This window comes from Vibrio coralliilyticus ATCC BAA-450 (assembly GCF_000176135.1).
Taxonomy (GTDB): domain Bacteria; phylum Pseudomonadota; class Gammaproteobacteria; order Enterobacterales; family Vibrionaceae; genus Vibrio; species Vibrio coralliilyticus.
Genome location: NZ_ACZN01000020.1, coordinates 212,756 through 237,400 on the forward strand (window position 1 = coordinate 212,756; position 24,645 = coordinate 237,400).

A 24,645-nucleotide genomic window follows, 5' to 3' on the forward strand; every position below is an offset into this window, starting at 1 on the left:
TACATTTATTGAGCGCCTCTGCATAATCTTCACCATTGCTAGCTAAAAGAATTGTTTATGAGCCTTTTTTCTTCTGCCCCTGAGTCTTTGTGCATTCTGCGTTTATCTGCGATTGGCGATGTGTGTAATACCGTTGCGGCAGTTCAAGCCATTCAACATCAGTGGCCACAAACCGACATTGTCTGGATCACAGGTAAGCTTGAAGCCAAACTGATTGAAGACATACCCGGCATTCGTGTGATTGTGTTTGACAAGAAGGAAGGCTGGCAGGGCTATAAAAAACTCTGGGCAACGCTAAAAGGACACAAGTTTGATGCACTGCTGCACATGCAGTACGCATTCAGAGCCAGCATTGCCACTCTAGGGATTAAGGCGAAATACAAGCTCGGTTTTGATTCTATCCGCAGTCAGGACTTCCAAACTCTGTTTACCAACGTCAAAGTGCCTTCACCTGATTCCATGCACGTCTTAGATGGGCTACTCGCCTTTGGCCACACACTTGGTATTGAAGATATGAGCCCTGTCTGGACGCTTGAATATTCAGATGAAGATGAACATTGGGCACAACAGCAATTATCTACCGACAAACGCAACTTGGTTGTCGTACCTGCGGCAAGTAAAGCCTACAAGAACTGGACAGCCGAAGGCTACGCAGAACTTATCCAGCACGCCGTAGACCAAGGCTGGCAGGTCACCTTAGCCGGTAGCCCAGCACAAGTAGAATTAGACCTAGCGACGAAGATTGAAAACAAGCTGACATGCACAATCAACAATCAAGTCGGCCAAAGTTCGCTGAAGCAAATGCTGGCACTGTTAGACCAAGCTGATTTGGTGATCGCCCCCGACACTGGCCCTGCTCATATGGCCAATGCAGTCAATACACCGGTTATTGGTTTGTATGCCCACCACAACCCTGAACGCACTGGGCCTTATCAATATCGCCAGTATGTGGTGTCTGCTTATGAAGACGCAATTCAAGCTGAGACGGGGAAATCTGCAGCTCAGCTTAGCTGGCGTGCCCGTGTCAAAGACAAAAACGCCATGGAGCGCATTCAACCTCAGCAAGTCATCGCCATGTTTGATAAAGTAACCACAGAACTCCATTTACAATAAACTCCGAGAGACTTCAGAGGTACCACAGTGAGTAAACCAACCATTGCCGTCGCACTTATCGTTAAGAACGAAGCGCAGCACCTGAAAGCTTGTTTAGAAACCGTTCACGACTGGGTAGACGAGATTGTGGTACTGGACTCTGGGAGTACAGACAATACCGAACAGATTGCACGCCGTTTTACGGACAAGTTTTACGTCAATCCTGAATGGCCTGGCTTTGGCCCTCAGCGCCGCTTGGCTCAGTCCTACGTTGAGTCGGATTACGTCCTTTGGTTAGATGCCGATGAGCGTGTTACTCCTGAGCTCAAGCAAAGCATTTTAGATTCAGTGAGTGAAAACAAGGCTGATACCATTTATCAAACGGCGCGTCTAAGCTGGGTATTTGGACGCTATATCCGTCATTGTGGCTGGTATCCCGATCGTGTATTGCGCTTATACCCAACCACGTTAACGCAATACAATGACGCTCTGGTCCATGAAAAAGTCGAAGTGACGAAAACCATGAAAGTCGAAAACTTGAATGGAGATTTGATTCACTTTACCTATAACGACATGAATCACTACTTAGTGAAGTCGGCGGGCTATGCCAAAGCCTGGGCTGAACAGCGCGAGAAAAAAGGTAAGAAAAGCAGCATCTCACAAGGCATTTTGCACGCATTAGGCTGCTTCTTGAAAATGTATGTTGTTAAAGCCGGCTTTCTTGATGGCAAGCAAGGCTTCTTGCTCTCTCTGCTTTCAGCACATTCTACTTTTGTGAAATATGCGGATCTGTGGGTTCGCAGTGAAACGGACAAGATGCCAGATAAATTCTAATCTTGTTAATTCAGCTTACGGCTTATCCATGGTTGTAACTCTCTCGAGACCACATCTATATCAATTCTGGCCATATTTTCCTGACTGGCTTTATCTTCTGCCTCTGGTGGGCAAAAAGCGATATGGTTGCCTGCCGAGTTAATTGGTTTCCAGCGCAGCGGTGTCGCTGAACGCTTACTTGGAAAAAAGCCAACGGTCGGTACATCTATCGCCGCCGCGATATGCAAGGGCCCAGTAGAACCTGCAATAAACAAGTCGGCACAAGCAATAGAACAAGAGAAATCGACCAAGCCATCGTTCTTGTCGTACACCACCGAGGCTCTGCCCTTTTCTTTCAGTAGGTTATGTAACTCAGCCGCTTTCTGCTCTTCTCCCGGCCCAGCCGTCAGTATAATTTCAAACGGCTCCGGCATATCGCAGATTAACTGAGTGTATTGCTGTAGAGATAAGTTATTGGCTGAACCACCGCTACCGGTATGAACGAACACCCATTGCTTCTCTACGTTCAAATTCAATTGTTGTGAGAGCTTGTGCTTTTGTTGCTGTATATCGTCAACTGAGAAAGAGAGATAAGGTGCGCTAGGCTCAGCCACCGCTTGACCAATATCCGTTAAAAACGCACGCACTAAGTCTAGGTTGTATTCGTATTCTGGCTTTGCTGATTGTGAACGCTTTTGCTTGATACGCTTGTTATAAAAGATCTGTGCTAGCTTTGTCGCTGGAGCAAGACGGTAAGGGATTTTCGCTTTCCAGACCAATTTCGCGTTATATGTCGTAGAGAAAAGGTTGATGGATGCATCAAAGCGCTCCGCTTTTATTTGCTCAATCAAAGTCGATTGCGCGTGCTTAGAACCCTTCTTCGTTGGATCAACCAGCACTTTATCAATCCAAGGACACAGCTCTGCCAGCGCTACCGTGTAATTAGGTACCAGCGCTGTAATCTGACAATCCGGCATCGAAGCTTTCAGCATCGCGAAACTGGGCCAAGCCAGCATAAAGTCGCCTATTTTGTCGTTACGAACCACCAGTATCTTTTTCATTACTTTTCCTAACTCTCAATCTTTGCTCCCAATGATAACGGCTAAGTTGGGTAAATGTGAGCCTTTTTGTTACCATTAAGCGATATAAAAGAATCATTTGAGTAACTGACTGTGAGCAAAAAACGCCTTTCCCGAGTGATCTATCCAGGAACCTTTGATCCGATTACCAATGGCCATTTAGATTTAATCGAACGTGCGGCAGATATGTTTGATGAAGTGATCATTGCTGTTGCTGCCAGCCCAAGTAAGAACACCATGTTTACGCTAGAAGAGCGCGTAACTTTTGCACAGCAGGTGACTCAGCATTTGGACAATGTAAGCTCGAAGGGATTTTCGGGTTTGATGGTCGACTTTGCGAAGCAAGAAAATGCGAACGTTCTTATCCGTGGTTTACGTACCACCGTAGACTTTGAGTACGAATTTGGTTTAACCAATATGTATCGTAGACTGATGCCCGGATTAGAAAGCGTTTTCCTCACACCCGCGGAAGAGCACGCATTTATCTCCTCGACCATAGTCCGTGAAGTGGCTATTCATGGAGGGGATGTCACCAACTTTGTGCCTAAAGCGGTAGCTGAGGCATTGAAAAACAAAGCGAAAGTCTAATTTTAATAGAGATATAGAGCTGACATGAAACCTCAGCTCTATATTTAACTATTTCTGACAATGGCGACAAAAAAACGTATTGCGCTGACCAATTTTCTGCTCTTCAATCGCTTCGCCACAGCTAGGACAGGCTTCACCAGCTTTGCCATAAATTTGCAGCTCTTGAGCAAAATAGCCCGGTTTACCATCCGCCTGAGCAAAATCTTTTAATGTTGTTCCGCCCTGCTTAATGGCCGTATCGAGCACCTGTTTAATCTCTTTAACCAAACGTTGCCACTCTTTCGCCGTTAGCGTGCCTGCTGATCGTGTCGGATGGATACGTGCACTAAACAATGACTCATTAGCGTAGATATTTCCTACCCCAACTACGGCTTTGTTATCCATAATGAACTGCTTCACCGCGACACGCTTATTCTTTGCCTTATCCGCGATGTATTGCGCATCAAAGTCTTCCGTTAGCGGCTCTGGCCCCATATGGCCCAAGGCATCATGTTCACCATCTTCGGTCCACAACCAAGCCCCAAAACGTCTGGGATCGTTATAACGTAGTACCTTGCCATTGGTCAGCTTTAAGTCGACATGATCGTGTTTTCCCGGCTCCATGTCTGCATCCAGTACACGTAAAGACCCCGACATACCCAAATGCACAATCGCGCTACCTACATCGGTTTCAATCAGCAAGTATTTAGCACGGCGAGAAATACTGCGGATCACCTGACCTTCCATCTTCTTTAGCTCATGTGGGATATCCCAGCGCAGCTTGGGGGTGCGAAAAGTCAGCTTGGCAACGGTTTGTCCAGCTAAATGAGGAGTGATCCCCATACGGCTGACTTCAACTTCAGGTAATTCAGGCATAGTGGTATGGCAATTAATAACTCAGGGCGTTTAAGGTAGCAGATATTCTGGATCAACTGAAACGGCTATCCATTGATCCTGCCAGTTTTTCAACAACCAGAATTGTGGGGTTTGATAGAAGGTGATCCTTTGAGGCTCTTCTTGATCGCGATACCAAACTTCAATCGTCTGTGGTGAGGTCAATTGAGGCTTCAATCCATCAAAAGTGTCCTGATCAACTTCGGTCCCAACTAAGCCCGACCAGCGTTCAACTAGCTCCTGTGGTGAAAGGCTACTTTGCTTAGTCAAACTCCACTCACCGTTCAAGTGCTCCAGTGACCAGTCAGAAAAATGCAGTGCTTTCAACTCCGCCGACGGATTGAGCAAATAAGGATAAGGACTAACTTCAGCGACCGGTTCGTCATCAATCAAATAGGTTTTGATGATAGTCGGCAAATTGAGGATCGCGATGAAAGCGATGATGCCCAATATCATGATGTTGTTCCAGCGACGCCGCCGTGAAGTAGAAACACGCATGAACTTTGATTTCCCTGTAGGTAACTATAAGAAAAGGTAGCAGAAAACAGGAAAGAGGGAAATGAGCGGAGGTAGGCTAGACTGTGAAGCCTTTTGGGAATTTCAGGTAATAAAAAACCCAGCGAGAACGCTGGGTTTCTAATTCAGACTTCTGTTTAGAAGCTTCAAAGAAGAAATCAATTACTTGATTTTAGCTTCTTTGTACATAACGTGCTGGCGAACAACTGGATCAAACTTTTTGATCTCAAATTTGCCTGGCATGTTACGTTTGTTCTTGTCAGTAGTGTAGAAGTGACCAGTACCTGCAGAAGATACTAGACGGATTTTCTCACGTACGCCTTTCTTTGCCATTGCCTATTTCCTCTTAAACGTTTTCGCCGTTTGCGCGAATGTCAACAAGAACAGCATCGATGCCCTTCTTATCGATGATACGCATACCTTTAGCAGATAGACGTAGTTTAACAAAACGTTTTTCGCTCTCTACCCAGAAACGATGAGTTTGTAGGTTCGGCAGAAAACGACGCTTAGTAGCATTGCGTGCGTGTGAACGGTTGTTACCCGTTACTGGACGCTTACCAGTTACTTGGCATACTCGTGACATGAATGTCTTCTCCAAAATCGTTTCAGCTCGATATCAACCTTGGTGGCCGAACCTCTCAGTTTCTAAATATAGAAGTTTGAGGTCTTATACCGCTATGGAAACCCATACAAGGCTATCAAAGGTCGCGCATTATACTAACTTGACTAGCATTGCTCAAGACCCGAACAGATCCTTTTTCAAGGTTTTCGTGATCTTTTTTAGGCAGAGCTGATAATAGTTCAAAAAATGTCGGGGGATTGTAGCAGAATTCGCGCAACTCACAACAAATAATGTGATTTAAATCCATCCACGCTCAGCGAAGGAAATTACATCGCCATCTCCAACCACAAAATGATCGAGAATTCGAATGTCGACCAAAGCCAGCGCATCACTGATACGCTGGGTGATTCTGCGATCAGCCTGACTCGGTTCCGCCACCCCTGATGGATGATTATGAGCAAGAATCAAAGCCGCTGCATTATGCTCCAATGCCCGCTTCACAACCTCTCGGGGATATATAGATGCGGCGTCTATGGTTCCTTCAAACATCACTTCATCCTTGATTACCCGATGTTGATTATCAAGAAACAATATATAGAAAGCTTCCCGCTGGCGATCGCGCAACATGCTAGAAAGATAAAGCTTGGTCTGCTGAGGGCTGGTTAACGCTTCGCCACGTTGTAAGGTTTCGCTTAGGTAGCGCTGTGTCATCTCAAGCACGGCTTGCAGCTGGACATATTTGGCTTCTCCCAGCCCTTTGTGCTGACAGAACTCCTCTTTGCTCGCCGCAAATAAGCTGCGTAGCGAACCGAGATCCTTAAGCAGTTTGTCTGATAACTGGAGTACATTCATGCCCTGCGTACCAGTGCGAAGAAAAATCGCTAACAGCTCCGCATCGGTGAGCGATTGTGGACCTCGGCTGAGCAGTTTTTCTCTTGGCATCGACTCTCTAGGCAACATGTAAACACTTATCCTTAAGACAATAAATAGGGTGGTATTAGCTTAAACTTTCTTATTCACTCACTGGCGAGCAAAAGAATTATCTTCGTCGCAGTGAAAGATTTTCTGTAAATGATAGGTATATAAAGAAGCAATAACGAGAAAGGCAAAAGCGCACGGAATCTGCAACAACACTTTCCATTTCTAGAGTCTCAATTGGCTGCGTGGTAATCTACTCGCAGTATTTTTTAAGGATGATCATCATGCAAACACTCGCGGGCAAAAAGATCCTACTTGGTATCGGTGGTGGTATTGCCGCTTATAAATGTGCCGACCTGACGCGTCGTCTGATTGAACGTGGCGCTGAAGTTCAGATTGTTATGACTAAAGCCGCAAAAGAATTCATTACACCACTGACAATGCAGGCGGTCTCCGGACGTCCAGTCTCCGATAGCTTATTGGATCCGGCGGCAGAAGCCTCTATGGGCCATATTGAGCTGGCTAAATGGGCGGATTTGGTCTTACTTGCACCAGCCACCGCTGATCTAATTGCACGCATGGCAGCGGGCATGGGCAATGATTTACTCACCACACTGGTACTTGCGACCGATGCTCCAATCGCAGTCTCTCCGGCCATGAACCAACAGATGTATCTCAATCAAGCAACACAAGAGAACATTGCGACGCTAGAGCGACGTGGCATGCACATCTGGGGACCAGCAGCCGGTGAACAAGCCTGTGGCGATGTCGGCCCTGGCCGAATGTTAGAACCAATGCAACTGGTGGGATTGTGCGAACAGTTCTGGGGCGACAAACCTCTCAAAGGTAAATCAGTATTAATTTCTGCTGGGCCAACCCGTGAAGCCATCGACCCAGTACGTTACATCACTAACCACAGCTCAGGGAAAATGGGCTTCTCATTAGCGGAAGCAGCGGCTCAGCTCGGTGCAACGGTCACGTTAGTCGCAGGCCCGGTGAATCTTAAAACACCAGCTGGTTCGCAGCGCATTGATGTGGCGAGCGCAGAAGATATGTATAACGCCGTAATGGACAAGGCTTGTGAGCATGATGTTTTCATCAGCTGCGCAGCCGTGGCGGATTATCGCCCACAAGCGGTTTCAGATCAGAAAATTAAGAAGACGGATGACAGCGAACAAATGACCATCACTATGGTCAAAAACCCTGATATTGTCGCTTCAGTGGCCGGTATGACTCAACAGCGCCCATTTACCGTTGGTTTTGCCGCAGAAACTCAGGATGTAGAACATTACGCTCGAACTAAGCTGACCAAGAAAAATCTCGATATGATTTGTGCCAACGATGTCTCAGTAGAAGGACAAGGCTTCAACAGCAACGACAATGCGATTAACCTATACTGGAAAGATGGTGAGCAATCACTTACCCTTGCATCAAAACAACAAATTGCGAAGCAGATACTTACAATTATCGCCGCAAAGTTAGACAATTAAGTCGCTATTCTAACAATCAGAAATTCGTCTATTCCGCCCATCTTAGCCTGCTAAGTTGGGCGAATGCCTGTGTCTATGGGCATCAACAGTGGTAACAAAAGGAACACGTTCATGGCCGGAACAAGAAAAAGCAACCGCCGGGAAGAAATCTTACAAGCACTCGCACAAATGCTCGAATCTAACGATGGTGGTTCTCGCATCACCACCGCCAAGCTAGCGAAACGCGTCGGCGTATCAGAAGCGGCGCTATATCGACATTTCCCGAGCAAAGCTCGCATGTTTGAAGGCTTGATCGAGTTCATTGAAGAATCCTTGATGTCGCGCATCAACCGTATACTGGATGAAGAAAAAGATACCCTGACCCGCATTCGTCTGGTGTTGCAACTGATTCTGGCCTTTGCTGAACGTAACCCTGGGCTTACGCGTATCCTTTCTGGACACGCACTAATGTTTGAGAATGAGCGACTGAGAGAGCGCATCAATCAACTGTTTGAACGCATTGAAACGTCTATTCGTCAAATTCTGCGTGAACGTAAGCTCAGAGAAGGTAAGTCCTTCCCTGTGGACGAAACCATTCTGGCCGCTCAGCTTCTTGGGCAAGTAGAAGGCAGCTTGAACCGTTTCGTACGCTCAGACTTTAAATATCAACCGACCGCCAACTTTGAAGAATACTGGTCACTGTTGAGTGCACAGATTAAGTAATCACTATGAGCAAAAAAAATACCGTCGAAAAGCCTAAGTTTACTCCAGCCCTACTCCACCCTAAATATTGGGGCGTATGGTTTGGGTTTGGTTTACTGGCCCTGACCGTCAACCTTCTGCCTTATGCATTACTGCTTAAAATCGGCCGAGGTATCGGTGCGTTGGGTATGAAGTTAGGTAAATCCCGAGTCAAAATCGCCAAGCGTAACCTTGAGCTGGCTTTTCCTGAGATGGAAGCCAAAGAGGTCGACCACATGGTCGTAGAGAACTTCAAAAACACCGGTATGGCTTTGATCGAAACGGGCATTACTTGGTTTTGGCCGACTTGGCGTTTCAAGCGTATTTTGATTGCGAAAGATATCAAAGAGCTACAGCGGCTCAACGATGAAGGTAAGGGTGTGCTGCTCTGTTGTGTGCATGCGCTGAACTTAGAAATTACCGCTCGTGCATTTGGTGTACTGGGTTTACCTGGATACGGCGCTTACCGCCCCCACACAAACCCAGCTTACGAGTTCATCCAATATAGAGGACGCACACGTAACGGCAACCAACTCATCTATCGTCGTGATCTTAAACAGATGGTGCGCGTTTTGCGCCAAGGCCATCGCCTGTTCTACCTACCAGATCAGGACTACGGCCATAATAAATCTGTGTTCGTGCCTTTCTTTGCTGTCGAAGAAGCTTGTACAACAACAGGAACCAGCATCCTTGCTTACACTAGTAAGAGTGCCATCGTGCCAGGTTCTGGATTCCGTAACCAAAACGGCAAATACGAAATCATGGCCGATAAGTCTATCGACCAAGATTTTCCGCAAAAAGATGAAACGGCGGCCGCAGCCTACATGAATAAATTCGTCGAAGAGATTATCATGCGCGCTCCGGAACAGTGGATGTGGCTACACAAGCGATTCAAATCGCTGCCAGACCACTCTCTTACTAACTCAAGATATCAATAACATAGGTGCTGCTTTCAATGAGCAACAACGATAAAAATAGCATCGATAAACATTTGCATAACCCAACCTTTGAGTGGGCATTTTTACACCCTAAACACTGGGGGACGTGGCTGGGCATTTTATTTGCCGCCTTGTTGGCCTTTATTCCATACCGCTGGCGCGATAGCTTGGCGCGAAAACTGTCTGTATTTGTGGTACGCAAAAATGGTCGTGTTGTCCGTCGTGCACGAGTGAACCTAAAGTACTGTTTTCCTGAAAAGTCAGACCAAGAGCGTCAGGATATTCTGGAAGAGACTTTTGTTAAGGCAGCTCAGTACCTGTTTGGCTATTCTGAGTTTCTGGTACGCTCTACCAAGCACAACCAAGAACGAGGTGTCATGATTGGCGAAGAGAACATCTTGCCGCTGCTCGATGCGGGGGAGAAAGTGATCATCTTAGCGCCTCACGCTTGGGCAGTTGATTACCCAGCAGTGATGCTGGCTGCAAAGGGCTACAAAGTCACCACCATCATGAAGCCGCAGCGCAACCCAATCGGCGATTGGCTAATGCAAGTACAGCGCATGCAATATGGCGGTCGTATCTTCGCCCGTGAAGCGGGGGTAAAACCTTTCGTACGCTCAATTAAAGACGGTTATCTTGGCTACTGGTTACCAGACGAAGACTTCGGCGCCGCCAACTCGGTATTTGTCCCATTCTTTGGTACGGAGAAAGCGACTCTAAAAGGCTTTGGTAAAATGGCACGCCTATCGAAAGCCAAGGTGATTCCAGTTTTACCTGCTTACAACGACAAATCAGGTAAGTACGAAGTACATATTCTGCCAGCCTTGGAAAACTTCCCGACAGGCGATGAAGAAGCCGATGCGCGAGCAATGAACCAAGCGATCGAAGATTTGGTCAGACCGCATCCTGAACAATACATGTGGAATCTGTCGTTATTAAAAACGCAGCGAGACGGAAGCGAAATCTACGATAACTCTCACTAGAGCAATACAAGCTCGCGAGAGGCAAGAAACAAAAAGGGTTGATGCATGTGCATCAACCCTTTTTAATATTTGCAGATCGAGGTTCAGTCACTTACTACTGGCTATGGCTAAACCTCTTCCATAGCGCTCTGTTAGATGCCGTATTCAGCACGATAAGCTTTTACCGCTTCAAGGTGCTCGGTTGCATTCCCTTTCTCTTCAAGATAAGTCACTAAGTCACCCAAGCTAACAATGGAGATCACTGCGCAGCCAAAGTCACGCTCGACTTCTTGAATCGCAGACAGCTCACCTTTGCCTTTTTCCTGACGGTCAATCGCCACCAATACACCAGCCAAGTCTGCACCGTTTGCCTTAATAATTTCCATCGACTCACGGATTGCTGTACCCGCGGTAATTACATCATCAACCAGCATGATGCGGCCTTCCAGCGCACTGCCGACCAGATTGCCGCCTTCGCCGTGGTCTTTCGCCTCTTTGCGGTTAAAGCAATAAGGCGTGTCAATCTCGTGATGATCCGCTAATGCAACGGCTGTGGTCGTCGCAATTGGAATCCCTTTGTATGCTGGGCCAAACAAAACATCAAACTCGATGCCAGAATCTGCCAGCGCAGCGGCATAGAATCGACCTAAACGCGCCAAATCTCGGCCCGTGTTGAAAAGACCAGCGTTAAAGAAGTACGGGCTCTTACGACCTGACTTTAAAGTAAACTCACCAAACTTCAGTACTTCTTTCTCTAGTGCAAACTCAATAAATTCACGCTGGTATGCTTTCATCACTTTCTCTCTAAATAAAAGGTCTAGTTTTCTAGACGGTTTATAAACAGGTCAAAACTTCGCCTGAGCCAAGCCTTGATAAAAAAATAGCTTCCTTTTTAGGGGAAGCTATTTAACAAAAATTAATTTTCTAACGCCGCCTTCTGCGCCGCTACAATCTCGGTGATCCCTTTGGTCGCCGACTCCAATAACTTCATCAGCTCAGCATGGGTGAACGGTTCGCCCTCTGCGGTACCTTGAACTTCGATCATGCGGCCGTCTTCCGTCATAACCACGTTCATATCCGTGTCAGCGGCAGAGTCTTCGACATACTCTAGGTCACACAATACGTCTTCACCCAGGATACCGACTGAAACGGCAGCGACATGGCCTTTCATCGGGTTTTTCTTCAGCTTACCGTTCTCAATTAGGTGTTGGAACGCATCGGCCATTGCCACGCTTGCGCCTGAAATCGATGCAGTACGTGTACCGCCATCAGCCTGAATTACGTCACAGTCTACAGTCACCATAATCTCACCCATCGCTTCTAGGTCGACCACGGCACGAAGGCTACGTGCAATCAGGCGTTGGATTTCCATGGTACGACCGCCCTGTTTACCACTTGCCGCTTCACGACGCATACGTGAATGCGTTGAACGTGGCAACATGCCGTATTCAGCCGTCACCCAGCCCTTGCCCTGACCTTTTAGCCAACGTGGCACGTTCTCTTCAACGGTCGCATTACACAATACTTTTGTATTGCCGAATTCCACTAAAACTGAGCCTTCAGCGTAAGCCGTGTAATTACGAGTGATTTTGATTGGGCGAATTTGATCCGCCTGACGGTCATTTGGACGCATGGGCATCTACCTTAGTTATCTACCTAACGAGAGGGGGAGACGAATTTGGTTGGAGCAGGATTCTAGCAGAAAGCGGGATATCGGGAAAGCATCCCATCTGCGTTACATTCCAAATCTCGTGCATTCTGCTACTATTGCAACGCGTTATTTTCGAAGATGATGAAATAGGAAAATTCGATGATCTACAGTATGACCGCCTACGCACGTAAAGAAGTGAAAGGCGATTGGGGTACCGCTGTTTGGGAAATCCGCAGTGTGAACCAACGTTACCTAGAAACCTACTTCCGCCTGCCGGAACAGTTCCGAGGTTTAGAGCCCGTTCTTCGTGAGCGTTTTCGCAAGCGCCTAGCACGCGGTAAAGTGGAATGTGCGTTGCGCTTTGAAGCTAACCCAGCAGCAAAAGGCGAGCTGAGCATTAACGAAGGTTTGGCACAGCAAGTGATCAACGCCGCTAGCCAAGTGATGAAGATGACTGGTGATGAAAGCCGTCTTAACCCATTCCAGATCATGAACTGGCCGGGCGTGATGGAAACTTCTGAGCAGGACATGGATGCGGTAAACAAAGATTTGTTGGCGGCTTTTGACCAAGCAGTAAGCGAATTCATCGAAGCCCGTGGCCGTGAAGGCGAAAACATGAAGGCGCTGATTGAACAGCGTTTATCAGCCATTACTGACGAAGTGGTCAAAGTTCGTGCACGCATGCCGGAAATTCTCGATTGGCAACGTGAGCGCCTGTTTGCCAAATTTGAAGAAGCTAAGGTTGAACTCGACCCTTCACGAGTTGAACAAGAACTGATCTTATTAGCGCAAAAGTCAGACGTAGCAGAAGAGCTGGACCGCTTGGACTCTCACGTTAAAGAAGCGACTAATATCCTGAAAAAAGGCGGCGCATGTGGCCGTCGTCTCGACTTTATGATGCAAGAGTTCAACCGTGAATCGAACACGCTCGCCTCTAAGTCTATCAGCACTGACATCACCGCATCTGGCGTGGAACTGAAAGTTCTGATTGAGCAGATGCGAGAGCAGATCCAGAATATTGAGTAATAGCTAAACGATTAGTTACTATGCTTAAGGGCCCTCAATACTATGCGGGCCTTATAAATATCTTTGCTTCAGCACTAAAAACAAAGTAAGAGAAACTGCTGAATTGAATATCTATTAGGTAATAGCTGCCCTATCTCACTTTTCTACTGAAAACAACTCCAATTACCACAATGTATCAGGCTACATCGTAGCCCTAGTACCGTATAGTTTAACAATACATTCCCGTGGCTGATACCGTTGGAGTTTTTTTGCTTCTGGTCACGAGAAAGGCTTCTGTGGGTGGATTGGGTGGTTAAGGGAAGAGGGACGCCACTCGGATGAGTGGCGTTAGCACAAAGCTTACAAAGTCACATATTATCTGATTAAGACCGAGCTTGATGCTCTTTCCAGATATCACCGGGGACGCTATACGTATCGGCTTCTTCCTTCGTTAAAGAACTGATACTTCTCATATACAAACCACTCCAAGTGTTATCTTTTTCAATATAAGCAAAATCTATATGCAACTTGCCTTCATTTGTAACAGTAACTTTACAGTGAGTCCAACGTTCTTGAGCAAATATGGGGTGTTGTTGAAGGAGCTCTAATTGTTTGGAGATCAATCGTATTACATCACGTGGATTGCAACCAAATTCATGCCATGCTTCATTACCATTATCATCTAACCATGAGTACGCATACTCTGTAAATGTGTCGAAAAGTTGGCATTGGAAGTACGCTTCTAACGCATCTTCTGGAAAAATCGACCAAATTAGACTTCCTATTTCCTGATAAATTCGTTGTGGGTCTTGTACTTCAATCTCACTCACTGTATTACATCCTCACGTTTTTAATCACACGTTCTTTTTCTATTCCATTATTGATTTTATATGTTACAACAATTTCATCTGGTCGCTTACTGCTTCCTGTATATACTGGTTTAATATCCACCTTAACAACACTCCCCCTATCTAGCTCATTTCTCCATATTCTCTCTAGGCTGCCCCACTCACCACCAGAACCATTTACCTTTTTGTTCATAGGTACATAATTAATCTGCTCACCTAGTCCATCGAACATAGACGCAATGAGATGTCCTCCGTGATCATCCTCTAAACCATCTTTTATACCGCCTGTCTTACCAGCTTGCCGTTGCTGATAAGTATTTCTATCTCTTCGTACTAGTTCTGTTAAATCCGTTGAAACCGAATCTACTCGTCCCAACTCATCTGTTTTATACAAGCTATCACTTGTTTTATAGTTCGTATTTGGCTCTGGGTTGTTTAGGAACTTATTCCACCCACCTTTTTGCCCCGGAGTAGTTTCAATAACAGTCCGCCCTGTATCTTGTTCGATAGAAACCCTCGCTATGTTCTCGGCACCATATTTATCTTCAAGAGCGTTCTTTGCTTCATCTGATATGTAGAAGCCTTGATTTCCATTAGGCTTGCGAGTTGTTGAATCACTGATTATCTCAGTAGTATCACTGGCTTTAGGCTTTAACTTGACTGTAATATTCGCGCCATTACTGCCAAATGTTCCTTGTTCTGCCTTTACCTCAACTCTTTTAAGAGTATCAACTGCATTTTTATACCCAATGTACAAATCATCCAAGCCAGCCTTAGTCGCGTCAGTAACATCCACTTTCCAGCTCTTTAAGGAAGCAACCAGCTCATCCTTACTCTTAAGCACGACACCTTTAGTAAGTAGAACTTGTGCTATGTCTGGTCCAAGTTGAGCTACACCCACAACACCCGCTAACGCTGAAGGAGCACCCGCGGCAGTATATGCTGTATCCCAATTATCCTTGATGGCATTAACACGTTCACTTGTTGATGGGTCCAAGAGCATGTCGGAGACACCTAATGATGTGATATTCAAAGTGGCTCTTTTAAATGCTTCCCTTTGCTCATCATCAGGACCAATCATGAAGTCATTAATCTTAGCTTCATTGTTCTCCAAGAATTTAGTGATTTCTGGACTCACGCCTTGCTTGTTTAGTTGCTCGGTTACATACCTCATTTTAGACGTAGAAGATGCGCCCGAATTTGCCAACGGTCCATAGGTCATAATATGGGTGACATTTTCCAGCAGGTTGTTCATTTCATCCAGAGACAGCTTCTTAGTATTAGGGTCGGTTGCCATTAACTGCGCAAATCGACCATACCCGCCATCTCTAACCGTTTCGAAATCCAGTTGCCCTACAGGAACATTCTTAACTGTCTCCCAGTTATTTCTAACCAGAGCAGAGTCGTTACCAATATGTGAGTTAGTATTGCCTTTATTAACCTTGCCAAGACCGCTGTTCTCTAGTGCAAATTCGTAGTTACCTTCAGCATAGCTACCTACCAGTTCAGCGTAGTTTTCTCCTTGATCTCCTTTATCCCCGATGATGCCTTGCTTCTCTAATCCGTGAGTAACTTCATGAGCCAGAGTGTTCATATAGTCTTGAGCATTTTTCATTGCCTTATCATTCAGAACAATGTTACTGCCCTTGTCGCCTGTATAGTGCGCACCACCAATCGATTTATTAACTGCAATAACCAAGGCACTCTCGATGGAAATACCGAATACTTCTGAGTAGGCAACAGCGTAATCATTGATGGCTGTTTGCTTCTGCTCAGCGGTAGCACTGTCGAGGTTATTGATATTGACCGCTGCATCACCGTTGTTTTGAGCAATTAATAACTGAACATCCAGCTCTTTCTGCACGACGTTCATGTGCTCAAAGGTATCAGCGAGTGTGACTGAGTCTTTTAGGGCGATATCGGCAAGTGATTGTCCCGCTAACTCAGTCCGCTTCATATCCTCCGCGATCTGTTGGCGCCCACCCTTACTCAACAACCGATGATCAACCGTAACATCGATATCTCCCTGCTGACGGTCAACACTAAACAAGTCTTTATCTGTATGTTCAATGTCGCGATTTAAGCGTGAGGTGTCGTCGGAGTTTTCTGAGTCCGCGATGGTTAACTGACCTTGCCCTATGGTCGCTAGGGTCTTAGATTTGCTGTAACCCGACGTATTCTTGTATTGAACAGACGTTGAATTATTGGTTGAATCCAGTTCACCGTCATTTACTCCGACACTCGTGTTTAACCCCATGCTTCTATTTTGGTTGTAACTGGTGTTCGAAAGGTCGGCGTAAGTGAAGGAGCCTGTGGATAGGTTAAGCTGACCACTGTCTTTGCCCTCATCGTCTAGAGCTGCAATGGTGGCGCCTTTAATATCCGTGTTGCCCGTCACCTGCACATCAGCATAACCACCTGAAGTAAGGCTAGTTAATACTGTTTGCTTGGAGCGAGCCCGTCCATTTGATGCATTAAAGCCACCATTTGCACCCTTCACATCGCCAGCACTACTTACCTCTTCCAGCATACCTTCAGGCAGAACTCCAGCTCCGTCAGCCATATCACCACCGCCCAAAGACAAACCGGTACTGAAACCACTGCCACGCTGGCTAGAACTATGACGGTCTTGCACTGAGGTGATATTCAGGTCTCCGCCAACATTCACCACCAAACTGTCGTGGGCCGCGACGTTAGCACCATTCACATTGGTATCGGCTTGCGAGGTAATAGCAATATGCTGCCCACTCAACTTGCTATTGGTGTGTGTCGTCGCTGTTGTTGTTTCTTCACTACGGTTGGAACTGCCCGTGAGGTTTATTCCTGATGATGCTCCATACACGGTGAGAGAAGCACCTATAGAGCCAGATTCTGTTTGAGACTGGCGATGGTAAGTGTCTTGAGATGCTTCTAAATTGACCTCATTGGCGGCTACCGTCAGGCTCTCTTTAGCCTCAACTATCGAGCCCCGCACTAAGGCTTGATCGCCGTTTTTCTGTCCTGCGTTTAATACGACATTCTGACCTGACAGATTTGACCCAATTGACGTAGTCTGCTGCGTGGTAGAATCAGTTTGGCTAGCTTGAATATCAAGGTGAAGACCCGCATTAAACCCATAAGTAGCGGCACTTTGTGATGCAGCCGCGCTCTGCTGAGCAAGTAGTGTTGTCTTGGATGTGACATCTTCAGCCGCTAAGGCAACCCCTGAGACATACCAAGCTTCATCACTCTTAACGTCAGACACTAAATCACGAAGTTCTTCCACATCTTCAAATGAGACACCCGGCTTGTTGTCAGAATACTCTTGCTCTAGACGCGCTAGGGTTGAAGAAAGTGAATCGAGTCCTTTTTTGTACTGCTTATAGTCTTGCTGCGCTTTCTTAAGACGCTTGGTTGAGTCTTTTAATGCTTCGGCTGCTTTGGCTACTTCCGCAGCCTGATGCTGAACCACCAAACTGACTTCTGCCGAACCATGTATTTCTTCTTTCTGCTCGTTGAACTGATCGACGACTTCTTTGACGATGATGCTATCTTTCGCCTCTAGGTTTAGATCCCCTATGCGATCACTATCTGCATCTGCGCGTAAGTCTGAGCCTTCAACCCGAATGTCTGACTCTGCAGATAAAGATAAATTACCCCTCGATGTAATAGCGCTGCCTTGATGGCGTATCTCTTCGCTTTGTGTGGTAACTTTATCGTATTTTGCTTCTCCCAATGTGACTTTAAGGGTACCGTCATCAAAGCTAATTCCCTGATTAAAGTCGCCCAGGCCGACAGATAGTTTTTCTTCGCTTTCGAAGCGAGAAATAGATTCCTTCGCTGAAAGTACTTCAACATTACCCGTGTCTGCCTTTAGCGAAGCATCTTGCCCAGAAGTGAGGCTTGAACCCACCACTTTAATCGAACCTGCCTCAACATTTAGGTTACCGCCAGCCGAAATTTGACTTGCTTGTGCAGTTGAAGATTGCCCACCTTGACGCTTTTTCTCCATTTCAAACAAGTTACCGCCACTCAGGAAGGAAGATTTCTCATCCCACTGCTGACTCTGCTTCAAGACCTCACCGGCTGCCACTAACACATCGTCAATGGCGTTCAAATTAACGTCACCCCCGCTAGTCACTTCACTCGCCAGAACACCAATACTCTGACCTGAAGTAACAGAGACATCGCCAGAGTTAATCACATAACTGCTATTGAGTAGGGTCGCATCATCGATACTTCCTTTGCGATGACCGCTTAATCCACCAAAGCCTTTCTTGATTGACTCGTGACGTTCATATGTTTTATATGACTGAGCAGCTAATGTGACATCGCCATCTGCTGTTAGGCTGACCTGTTCTTGAGCATTGAGCTCTGAACCAATCAAACGGATATCGCTGTCGCCACCTGGAGTCAAAGTTGAATCTAGGTTTTGTGCCGTCAGTGTGATGTCCTCACCAGCCGCAATAGCGCTTCCTTTCGCCTTCTCATGATAGGTTTCGTTGATTGTGGTCTTGCTTCGGCCAAATGATTTCTTACTTACCGTTTTATCAAAGTGATATTGGCTATCATTAACGGCAAGTACATTGATATCCTGTTTCGCTTTCAGCGAAGCCGAGCCTTCGGCCATGATCTGGCTTCCAGATAAAGTGATATCTGACCCCGAAGTCACGACGACATCAGAGCCACTTAATGAAGACCCTTGATGACTTATCGAACGGTTTAATTCTGAATAACCAGAGCGATACAGGTGATCTGATTGTAGATTCTTTGCTGTCTGAACCGTCACATCCCCGATGGCGTGTACGTTCAAGTCCCCAATAGCACTAATCTCACTGGCAGTGACAGAAACATCACGCCCAGCGACTATAGATAGTTGACCACCTGAACCAATGCTAGAACCAATATGTTCTGTCGTTTTCTCTCCAACGCGTTTATGTCCTAGATCTACATCAAACGCATGTGTATTGGCTTTAGTATCCAGAACAATATCTTGAACTGCAGCCAGAGAAACATCGCCACCCGCAGAGATTGACGCAGCGATGTTCTCGATGTTTTCTCCTGCATTAATACTCAGAGCATTGCCAGAACCAATGTTGGCAGTACGACCAATATCTGTGAAAACACTTTCTCCTCCACCATGCATTGCGCGGAGCTCTTTCACTAAAGTTTCATTGATCACGCTGCCAGATGAGCTGGTTAGGGCAAGATTCTCACCTAAAATATCACCGCTGAGGTTCAGGATATCGTTCTCGGCTGTTAGCGATACGTTACCACCACGTATCGTTCCTCTCTTGTTGCTAATCCCATCTTGGCTAACGACTTTTAGTGAGTCGAAGCCCACTATTTCACCAGAATTGTCTAGGTCACCAGATTGAATGTTTGTATGAGTGGCAGCGATTTGTGCTCCAGAAACAATATGGTTCTTCGTCACTTCAGCAAGATACAGCTTCGGAGCTAAAACAGACTGCCCGTTCACCTCAATGGTTTCGTACCAAACAATATCATGGCTCAGGCTAGCCACTTGTTCTGCAGATAACGCAATACCAACTTGTAAATCCAGCGCTTGCTTTTCTGCTGCCGCTGAATCCATCAACTGTTGCATCTGAGCCAGATCGCTACCCACATTTTTACCTAGATATCGCTGGCCTGTTTGCTCAAAGATAGCCTGGGTAATAACTCGAGTATCATAGAAAGCGTCCCCTAGGAAAGTGACGTCTTCTTCTGGGTAATAATCCACCTGGTTTTGAAAGTAGTCTGAACCTAAGAACTGGTCCAAGTTAGTCAGCAACGGATTGGTTTCTATGACATATCGCCCTTCAGGTTTAGGGCTAAAAACAAACAATCCATTTGGCTGAGTAGGTAGGCGAAACTCAGGAAACGGAACAGGCCCCCTACTGATTAAGCGAATATCTGGGCGGGGTTGTTCATTGATAATAAGAGCCTTTGCGACTGGTGGAACGCTAACATTACTCTTACGTGAAATTTTAGTTTGACCACTTTCTTCACTTAAAACCTGACCAAGTATATCCGGAAGGTCATTACTTCCTCCAATATTGCCACTAGATATTGATACCTCAGAAGGGCCATTGACATCATTCCGGTTAGTCGCATGAGTATAACGACCTTCTTCTCGTATGATGCTGTTGCTAATCTCAAGGCTATCAGGAGAATTTATATCCGTTGTCACCGCTTTATCCGGTGTACTTACAGCAAAGTCACGACGCGACATTACGCCTTCAGTTGAGATTGAAACTATTTCAGGCTCATTATGGCTCTTTAAGTTAACCTCAGTTGCACTATCGGGTTGTTCTACTCTAGCCACTCTAGTATTAGAAACTGTCTGCGACTCTATATCAGCTGATTGAATAGTGTCTACATCCCCTAAATGTTCCAAACTCAGATTATCAGGGCCTGAAACCACAGCGCTTTGCGTTGCTTGCAGTTGACGAGACTGCGCTGTGCTGCCGCTAACGGCACTATTCGCTCTAATTGTCGAATTGTTGACGGTATTCGAAACATTTAGGTTTAAACGATTACTTGCCGTTATCGAACTATTGAGCTGACTACCTCCATGATTGACTCGACGAGTATTAACCCTGTTGAATTGGAGTGTATTTATACTCCAACGATCACTTAATTTGTAATCATAGTAAGTGGTGTGTTCTGAAAACTGATAGCCTTTGTTGGTCAGTGAGTTAGCACTGATAGAAACATTTTCACCAGCTATCTGACTCGAGTTATTTAAAACGGTCCCCGCGCCAATAACGAGGTCTTCTTTTGCAAGGATTTTACTCACAGAAGACGCATTTTTTAAGCGCACAGATTCCTTGTAAGCAAGAACTGTAAACTCATGTCCTGAAATGACTCTATATGCCCATGAACAGCGATTGCCTCTTTCTCTATCTCTGCAATTATCAGTTCTATAATACTCTGTGGTAGGTTCATGCTTAGTACCTTTGGAGTTATAGAGTGTTGGGTACTGAGCGCGTTTATCTTGCGACACTACCGTCTGAACCTCTAACGTTGTCCTCTTATTTGTCAGGTTTCCGGTATATATTGAAACATCACCACCTGACGATTCGATGGTACCTGAGCTATTCGTGACACTGGTGTTCCGTTCATTAGCTGCATTCCGAGCAATCACCATATCCTGATCGGATAACACATCACTATAATTGTTCAGATTTTCACTAAATAGATTGGCATTACCACCCGCATACAACAACCCATGGTTTGTCAGCGTTCCACCGCTCTGAAGTGTCAAATCAGAAAGTGATACCAGCGCACCACTGTTATTCAACGAATCAGAGGTCAATCCTAATGCCTTAATCGCTTGCAGCGTTCCTGAGTTAGCCACATCACCAGCTTGGATTTCTGTGGTATCGCCTGAGATTACACCTCCAGACTGGTTGGTTAGACCTTCGTCTAGCTCTACCCGAGTCAAATTGCGACTACTAATCTCCGAACTATTTTCTAATCGCACTGCTTTCAGATGCAAATTACGCCCAGCAATCAGAGCGTGCTGATTGTTGTATTCACCATTCACTGTAATATCTAAATCACGATTTGAAGCCAACGTGCCTTGATGTGCCAGCTGGTGCGCTTGAACTTCAAAGTCTTGGTGGGATTGTAATTGCCCCTGATTATTCAACTGATTCGTAAAAATCTTGCTGTCACCACCACTTAGCCACTTTCCTTGGTGATGAAATTGTTCTGAATTAGCCGCTAAGTCAACGCCCGCTTTTAATGAGCTTTGACTTTGTGTCATCAGTGAATTGTCAGCGGTTATAAGCATGCTCTGGCCTGACTGGATCTCACCAGAAACCACTATTTGATCTGCCTTTAAGGTCATATCTCCTAACGATAGGATGCGGCCAGTTTGTGTTAGAGCCTTAGCTTGAGCGATAAGAGTGGACAAGCTACTCACTACACCAGAGATTTGTATTGAATCAGCAGTCAGACTCATGGCTTTGCTCGATAACAACTTCTGGCTGCTCGACAGCACACCCGTCTCGACAGATAACGCACCACCTGACTCAACATCACCCGTCAACGACACCGAATCACGCTGCGATAACGTCATATCCCCAACACTGGCTAAGACACCACTTTGTGATAACGACTGACCTCGCACCGTCACAGCATCCTGCGACGTCACCGTTCCACCCAGTGTCACCGAATCACCTTCTATGACTAACTCTGCACCCGTACCTGTCTTACCTGTCAAAGAAACTTGAGGACCCGTCACTCTCAAACGCTGACCCGCCAGTAACTGACTGTCACGCCCGCTGCTCACTTGAGTACCACCGGCCAGCAAAACCTCACCCGTCGACTGCACCGTCCCAGTGATGTCCAGACGCTCACCCTGCACCGTCAGGTCTCCCCCACTGACAGTGGTCCCTGAAAGGGTCTGGCTGTCTGACAATAACTGCGCATCACCACTACTCACCACGGTTCCAGACTGCGTAAGAGACGCTGTACGCAGCAATACGCTACCCACTCCTGAGCCCGATGACAGCGCATGAGTATGGTCAACCGACACCACACCACTGTTATTAATACTTTGATTGGCGTTTATCAGCGCCTGACCCAAGGCAATTACACGTCCGGTATTCAGCAGAGAATCTGCGGTTAAGTTCAGCGTATCTAAAGCCTGCAACGTCCCCGCATTCGTTATACTGCGTGACGATAACGTCAATTGTTCGCCCGCTAAGACGCCAGACGCACGGTTCACCACACCTTCTGTCACGCGCACAACCAACGCATCCGATGTCGATAACTCCCCTCGGTTATCCAGACTTTTCGCGGTGACCGATATCTCGCCACCACTGACGACATCACCATCCGACACTAAATCGGATTCTGTGATTAACTGAATACCCTGATTGGCTTCAATGTCACCATTTTGAACTAACGTGCCACCATTGAGTGAAACTGCACCTGCCGATGAGATTGTCCCTTGATGGGTCAGATGCTCCGCCGACACGTCAATACCACCACCACTGGAAAATTGACCCTGATTCACTAAGGTTTGACTGGTTATCGTCAATGGCAACTGGCTAACCAGCTGCCCTTGGCTCCCCACATTTAGGTCACGTTGAAGCGTGACGGATAAGGTATCATCACTCTGGACACGACCATTAAGATGAGCCTCACCCGCCAACAATGACAACGCTTGTTTGGCCACCATCTGACCAGACTGAGTCAGCAAATCACTCTTCAGTGTGAGCTGCTCTCCGCTACTCACTTCACCTTGCAACGTTGTCGTGTCAGCAGTCAGACTCATGACTTTGCTCGATAACAACTTCTGGCTGCTCGACAGCACACCCGTCTCGACAGATAACGCACCACCTGACTCAACATCACCCGTCAACGACACCGAATCACGCTGCGATAACGTCATATCCCCAACACTGGCTAAGACACCACTTTGTGATAACGACTGACCTCGCACCGTCACAGCATCCTGCGACGTCACCGTTCCACCCAGTGTCACCGAATCACCTTCTATGACTAACTCTGCACCCGTACCTGTCTTACCTGTCAAAGAAACTTGAGGACCCGTCACTCTCAAGCGCTGACCCGCCAGTAACTGACTGTCACGCCCGCTGCTCACTTGAGTACCACCGGCCAGCAAAACCTCACCCGTCGACTGCACCGTCCCAGTGATGTCCAGACGCTCACCCTGCACCGTCAGGTCTCCCCCACTGACAGTGGTCCCTGAAAGGGTCTGGCTGTCTGACAATAACTGCGCATCACCACTACTCACCACGGTTCCAGACTGCGTAAGAGACGCTGTACGCAGCAATACGCTACCCACTCCTGAGCCCGATGACAGCGCATGAGTATGGTCAACCGACACCACACCACTGTTATTAATACTTTGATTGGCGTTTATCAGCGCCTGACCCAAGGCAATTACACGTCCGGTATTCAGCAGAGAATCTGCGGTTAAGTTCAGCGTATCTAAAGCCTGCAACGTCCCCGCATTCGTTATACTGCGTGACGATAACGTCAATTGTTCGCCCGCTAAGACGCCAGACGCACGGTTCACCACACCTTCTGTCACGCGCACAACCAACGCATCCGATGTCGATAACTCCCCTCGGTTATCCAGACTTTTCGCGGTGACCGATATCTCGCCACCACTGACGACATCACCATCCGACACTAAATCGGATTCTGTGATTAACTGAATACCCTGATTGGCTTCAATGTCACCATTTTGAACTAACGTGCCACCATTGAGTGAAACTGCACCTGCCGATGAGATTGTCCCTTGATGGGTCAGATGCTCCGCCGACACGTCAATACCACCACCACTGGAAAATTGACCCTGATTCACTAAGGTTTGACTGGTTATCGTCAATGGCAACTGGCTAACCAGCTGCCCTTGGCTCCCCACATTTAGGTCACGTTGAAGCGTGACGGATAAGGTATCATCACTCTGGACACGACCATTAAGATGAGCCTCACCCGCCAACAATGACAACGCTTGTTTGGCCACCATCTGACCAGACTGAGTCAGCAAATCACTCTTCAGTGTGAGCTGCTCTCCGCTACTCACTTCACCTTGCAACGTTGTCGTGTCAGCAGTCAGACTCATGA

General features: G+C 46.7%; 18 protein-coding genes. 8 read left to right on the forward strand and 10 right to left on the reverse strand.

The genetic code is table 11. From position 1 onward, the window contains the following. The first annotated feature begins 57 nt into the window (after positions 1-57). Together VIC_RS25880 and VIC_RS25885 are read left to right on the forward strand one after the other, a co-directional pair. Entirely contained in the window at positions 58-1,113 is a 1,056-nt protein-coding gene (locus tag VIC_RS25880) for a glycosyltransferase family 9 protein (protein ID WP_006963396.1), read from the forward strand. A gap of 27 nt (positions 1,114-1,140) precedes the next feature. Then, on the forward strand, positions 1,141-1,926 hold the full coding sequence (locus VIC_RS25885) for a glycosyltransferase family 2 protein (RefSeq protein WP_006963397.1): 786 nt from the start codon (positions 1,141-1,143) through the stop codon (positions 1,924-1,926). A gap of 5 nt (positions 1,927-1,931) precedes the next feature. On the opposite strand, the gene VIC_RS25890 is transcribed toward VIC_RS25885, so the two are convergent. Continuing rightward, on the reverse strand, positions 1,932-2,966 hold the full coding sequence (locus VIC_RS25890; protein ID WP_006963398.1) for a glycosyltransferase family 9 protein: 1,035 nt from the start codon (positions 2,964-2,966) through the stop codon (positions 1,932-1,934). A 111-nt stretch (positions 2,967-3,077) separates the two neighbouring features. Here VIC_RS25890 and coaD point away from each other — a divergent pair, with 111 nt between their 5' ends. After that, on the forward strand, positions 3,078-3,572 hold the full coding sequence (gene coaD / locus VIC_RS25895) for a pantetheine-phosphate adenylyltransferase (RefSeq protein ID WP_006963399.1): 495 nt from the start codon (positions 3,078-3,080) through the stop codon (positions 3,570-3,572). Between the two features lie 48 nt (positions 3,573-3,620). Here the strand turns inward: coaD and mutM are convergent, their stop codons facing one another. From mutM to radC, 5 genes are all read right to left on the reverse strand, one after another. Further along, positions 3,621-4,427 (reverse strand): bifunctional DNA-formamidopyrimidine glycosylase/DNA-(apurinic or apyrimidinic site) lyase, encoded by an 807-nt coding sequence (gene mutM, locus VIC_RS25900; protein ID WP_006963400.1) that lies wholly within the window; start codon positions 4,425-4,427, stop codon positions 3,621-3,623. A 30-nt stretch (positions 4,428-4,457) separates the two neighbouring features. Then, complete coding sequence (locus VIC_RS25905; RefSeq protein ID WP_039952752.1) at positions 4,458-4,943, reverse strand: hypothetical protein; 486 nt, start codon at positions 4,941-4,943, stop codon at positions 4,458-4,460. Between the two features lie 180 nt (positions 4,944-5,123). Beyond that, positions 5,124-5,294, reverse strand: coding sequence for a 50S ribosomal protein L33 (gene rpmG, locus VIC_RS25910; protein WP_004410866.1), 171 nt, complete (start codon positions 5,292-5,294; stop codon positions 5,124-5,126). A gap of 13 nt (positions 5,295-5,307) precedes the next feature. Beyond that, positions 5,308-5,544, reverse strand: coding sequence for a 50S ribosomal protein L28 (rpmB, locus tag VIC_RS25915; RefSeq protein ID WP_004410867.1), 237 nt, complete (start codon positions 5,542-5,544; stop codon positions 5,308-5,310). A 276-nt stretch (positions 5,545-5,820) separates the two neighbouring features. Next, positions 5,821-6,495: a RadC family protein gene (radC, locus tag VIC_RS25920; RefSeq protein WP_039952754.1), complete on the reverse strand. Its 675-nt coding sequence runs from the start codon at positions 6,493-6,495 to the stop codon at positions 5,821-5,823. Positions 6,496-6,725: 230 nt separating this feature from the next. Here radC and coaBC point away from each other — a divergent pair, with 230 nt between their 5' ends. The 4 genes from coaBC to lpxM all read left to right on the forward strand — a co-directional run bounded on the left by coaBC (position 6,726) and on the right by lpxM (position 10,572). Continuing rightward, positions 6,726-7,931: a bifunctional phosphopantothenoylcysteine decarboxylase/phosphopantothenate--cysteine ligase CoaBC gene (gene coaBC / locus VIC_RS25925; protein ID WP_006963403.1), complete on the forward strand. Its 1,206-nt coding sequence runs from the start codon at positions 6,726-6,728 to the stop codon at positions 7,929-7,931. Between the two features lie 111 nt (positions 7,932-8,042). Next, positions 8,043-8,633 (forward strand): nucleoid occlusion factor SlmA, encoded by a 591-nt coding sequence (gene slmA / locus VIC_RS25930; RefSeq protein ID WP_006963404.1) that lies wholly within the window; start codon positions 8,043-8,045, stop codon positions 8,631-8,633. Between the two features lie 5 nt (positions 8,634-8,638). Further along, complete coding sequence (locus VIC_RS25935) at positions 8,639-9,589, forward strand: Kdo(2)-lipid IV(A) acyltransferase (protein ID WP_006963405.1); 951 nt, start codon at positions 8,639-8,641, stop codon at positions 9,587-9,589. 17 nt (positions 9,590-9,606) lie between these two features. Further along, positions 9,607-10,572 carry a lauroyl-Kdo(2)-lipid IV(A) myristoyltransferase gene (lpxM, locus tag VIC_RS25940; protein ID WP_006963406.1) on the forward strand — a complete coding sequence of 322 codons (966 nt, stop codon included), beginning with the start codon at positions 9,607-9,609 and terminating at the stop codon, positions 10,570-10,572. Between the two features lie 131 nt (positions 10,573-10,703). On the opposite strand, the gene pyrE is transcribed toward lpxM, so the two are convergent. After that, complete coding sequence (pyrE, locus tag VIC_RS25945) at positions 10,704-11,345, reverse strand: orotate phosphoribosyltransferase (RefSeq protein ID WP_006963407.1); 642 nt, start codon at positions 11,343-11,345, stop codon at positions 10,704-10,706. Positions 11,346-11,467: 122 nt separating this feature from the next. Then, entirely contained in the window at positions 11,468-12,184 is a 717-nt protein-coding gene (rph, locus tag VIC_RS25950) for a ribonuclease PH (RefSeq protein ID WP_006963408.1), read from the reverse strand. 177 nt (positions 12,185-12,361) lie between these two features. On the opposite strand from rph, the gene VIC_RS25955 reads away from it, so the two are divergent. Further along, complete coding sequence (locus VIC_RS25955; RefSeq protein WP_006963409.1) at positions 12,362-13,228, forward strand: YicC/YloC family endoribonuclease; 867 nt, start codon at positions 12,362-12,364, stop codon at positions 13,226-13,228. 362 nt (positions 13,229-13,590) lie between these two features. On the opposite strand, the gene VIC_RS25960 is transcribed toward VIC_RS25955, so the two are convergent. Both VIC_RS25960 and VIC_RS25965 read right to left on the reverse strand, forming a co-directional pair. After that, positions 13,591-14,037, reverse strand: a complete 447-nt coding sequence (locus tag VIC_RS25960) for an immunity protein YezG family protein (protein ID WP_039952758.1) — start codon at positions 14,035-14,037, stop codon at positions 13,591-13,593. A 4-nt stretch (positions 14,038-14,041) separates the two neighbouring features. After that, entirely contained in the window at positions 14,042-24,604 is a 10,563-nt protein-coding gene (locus tag VIC_RS25965; RefSeq protein ID WP_236612208.1) for a hemagglutinin repeat-containing protein, read from the reverse strand. Between the last annotated feature and the right edge of the window lie 41 nt (positions 24,605-24,645).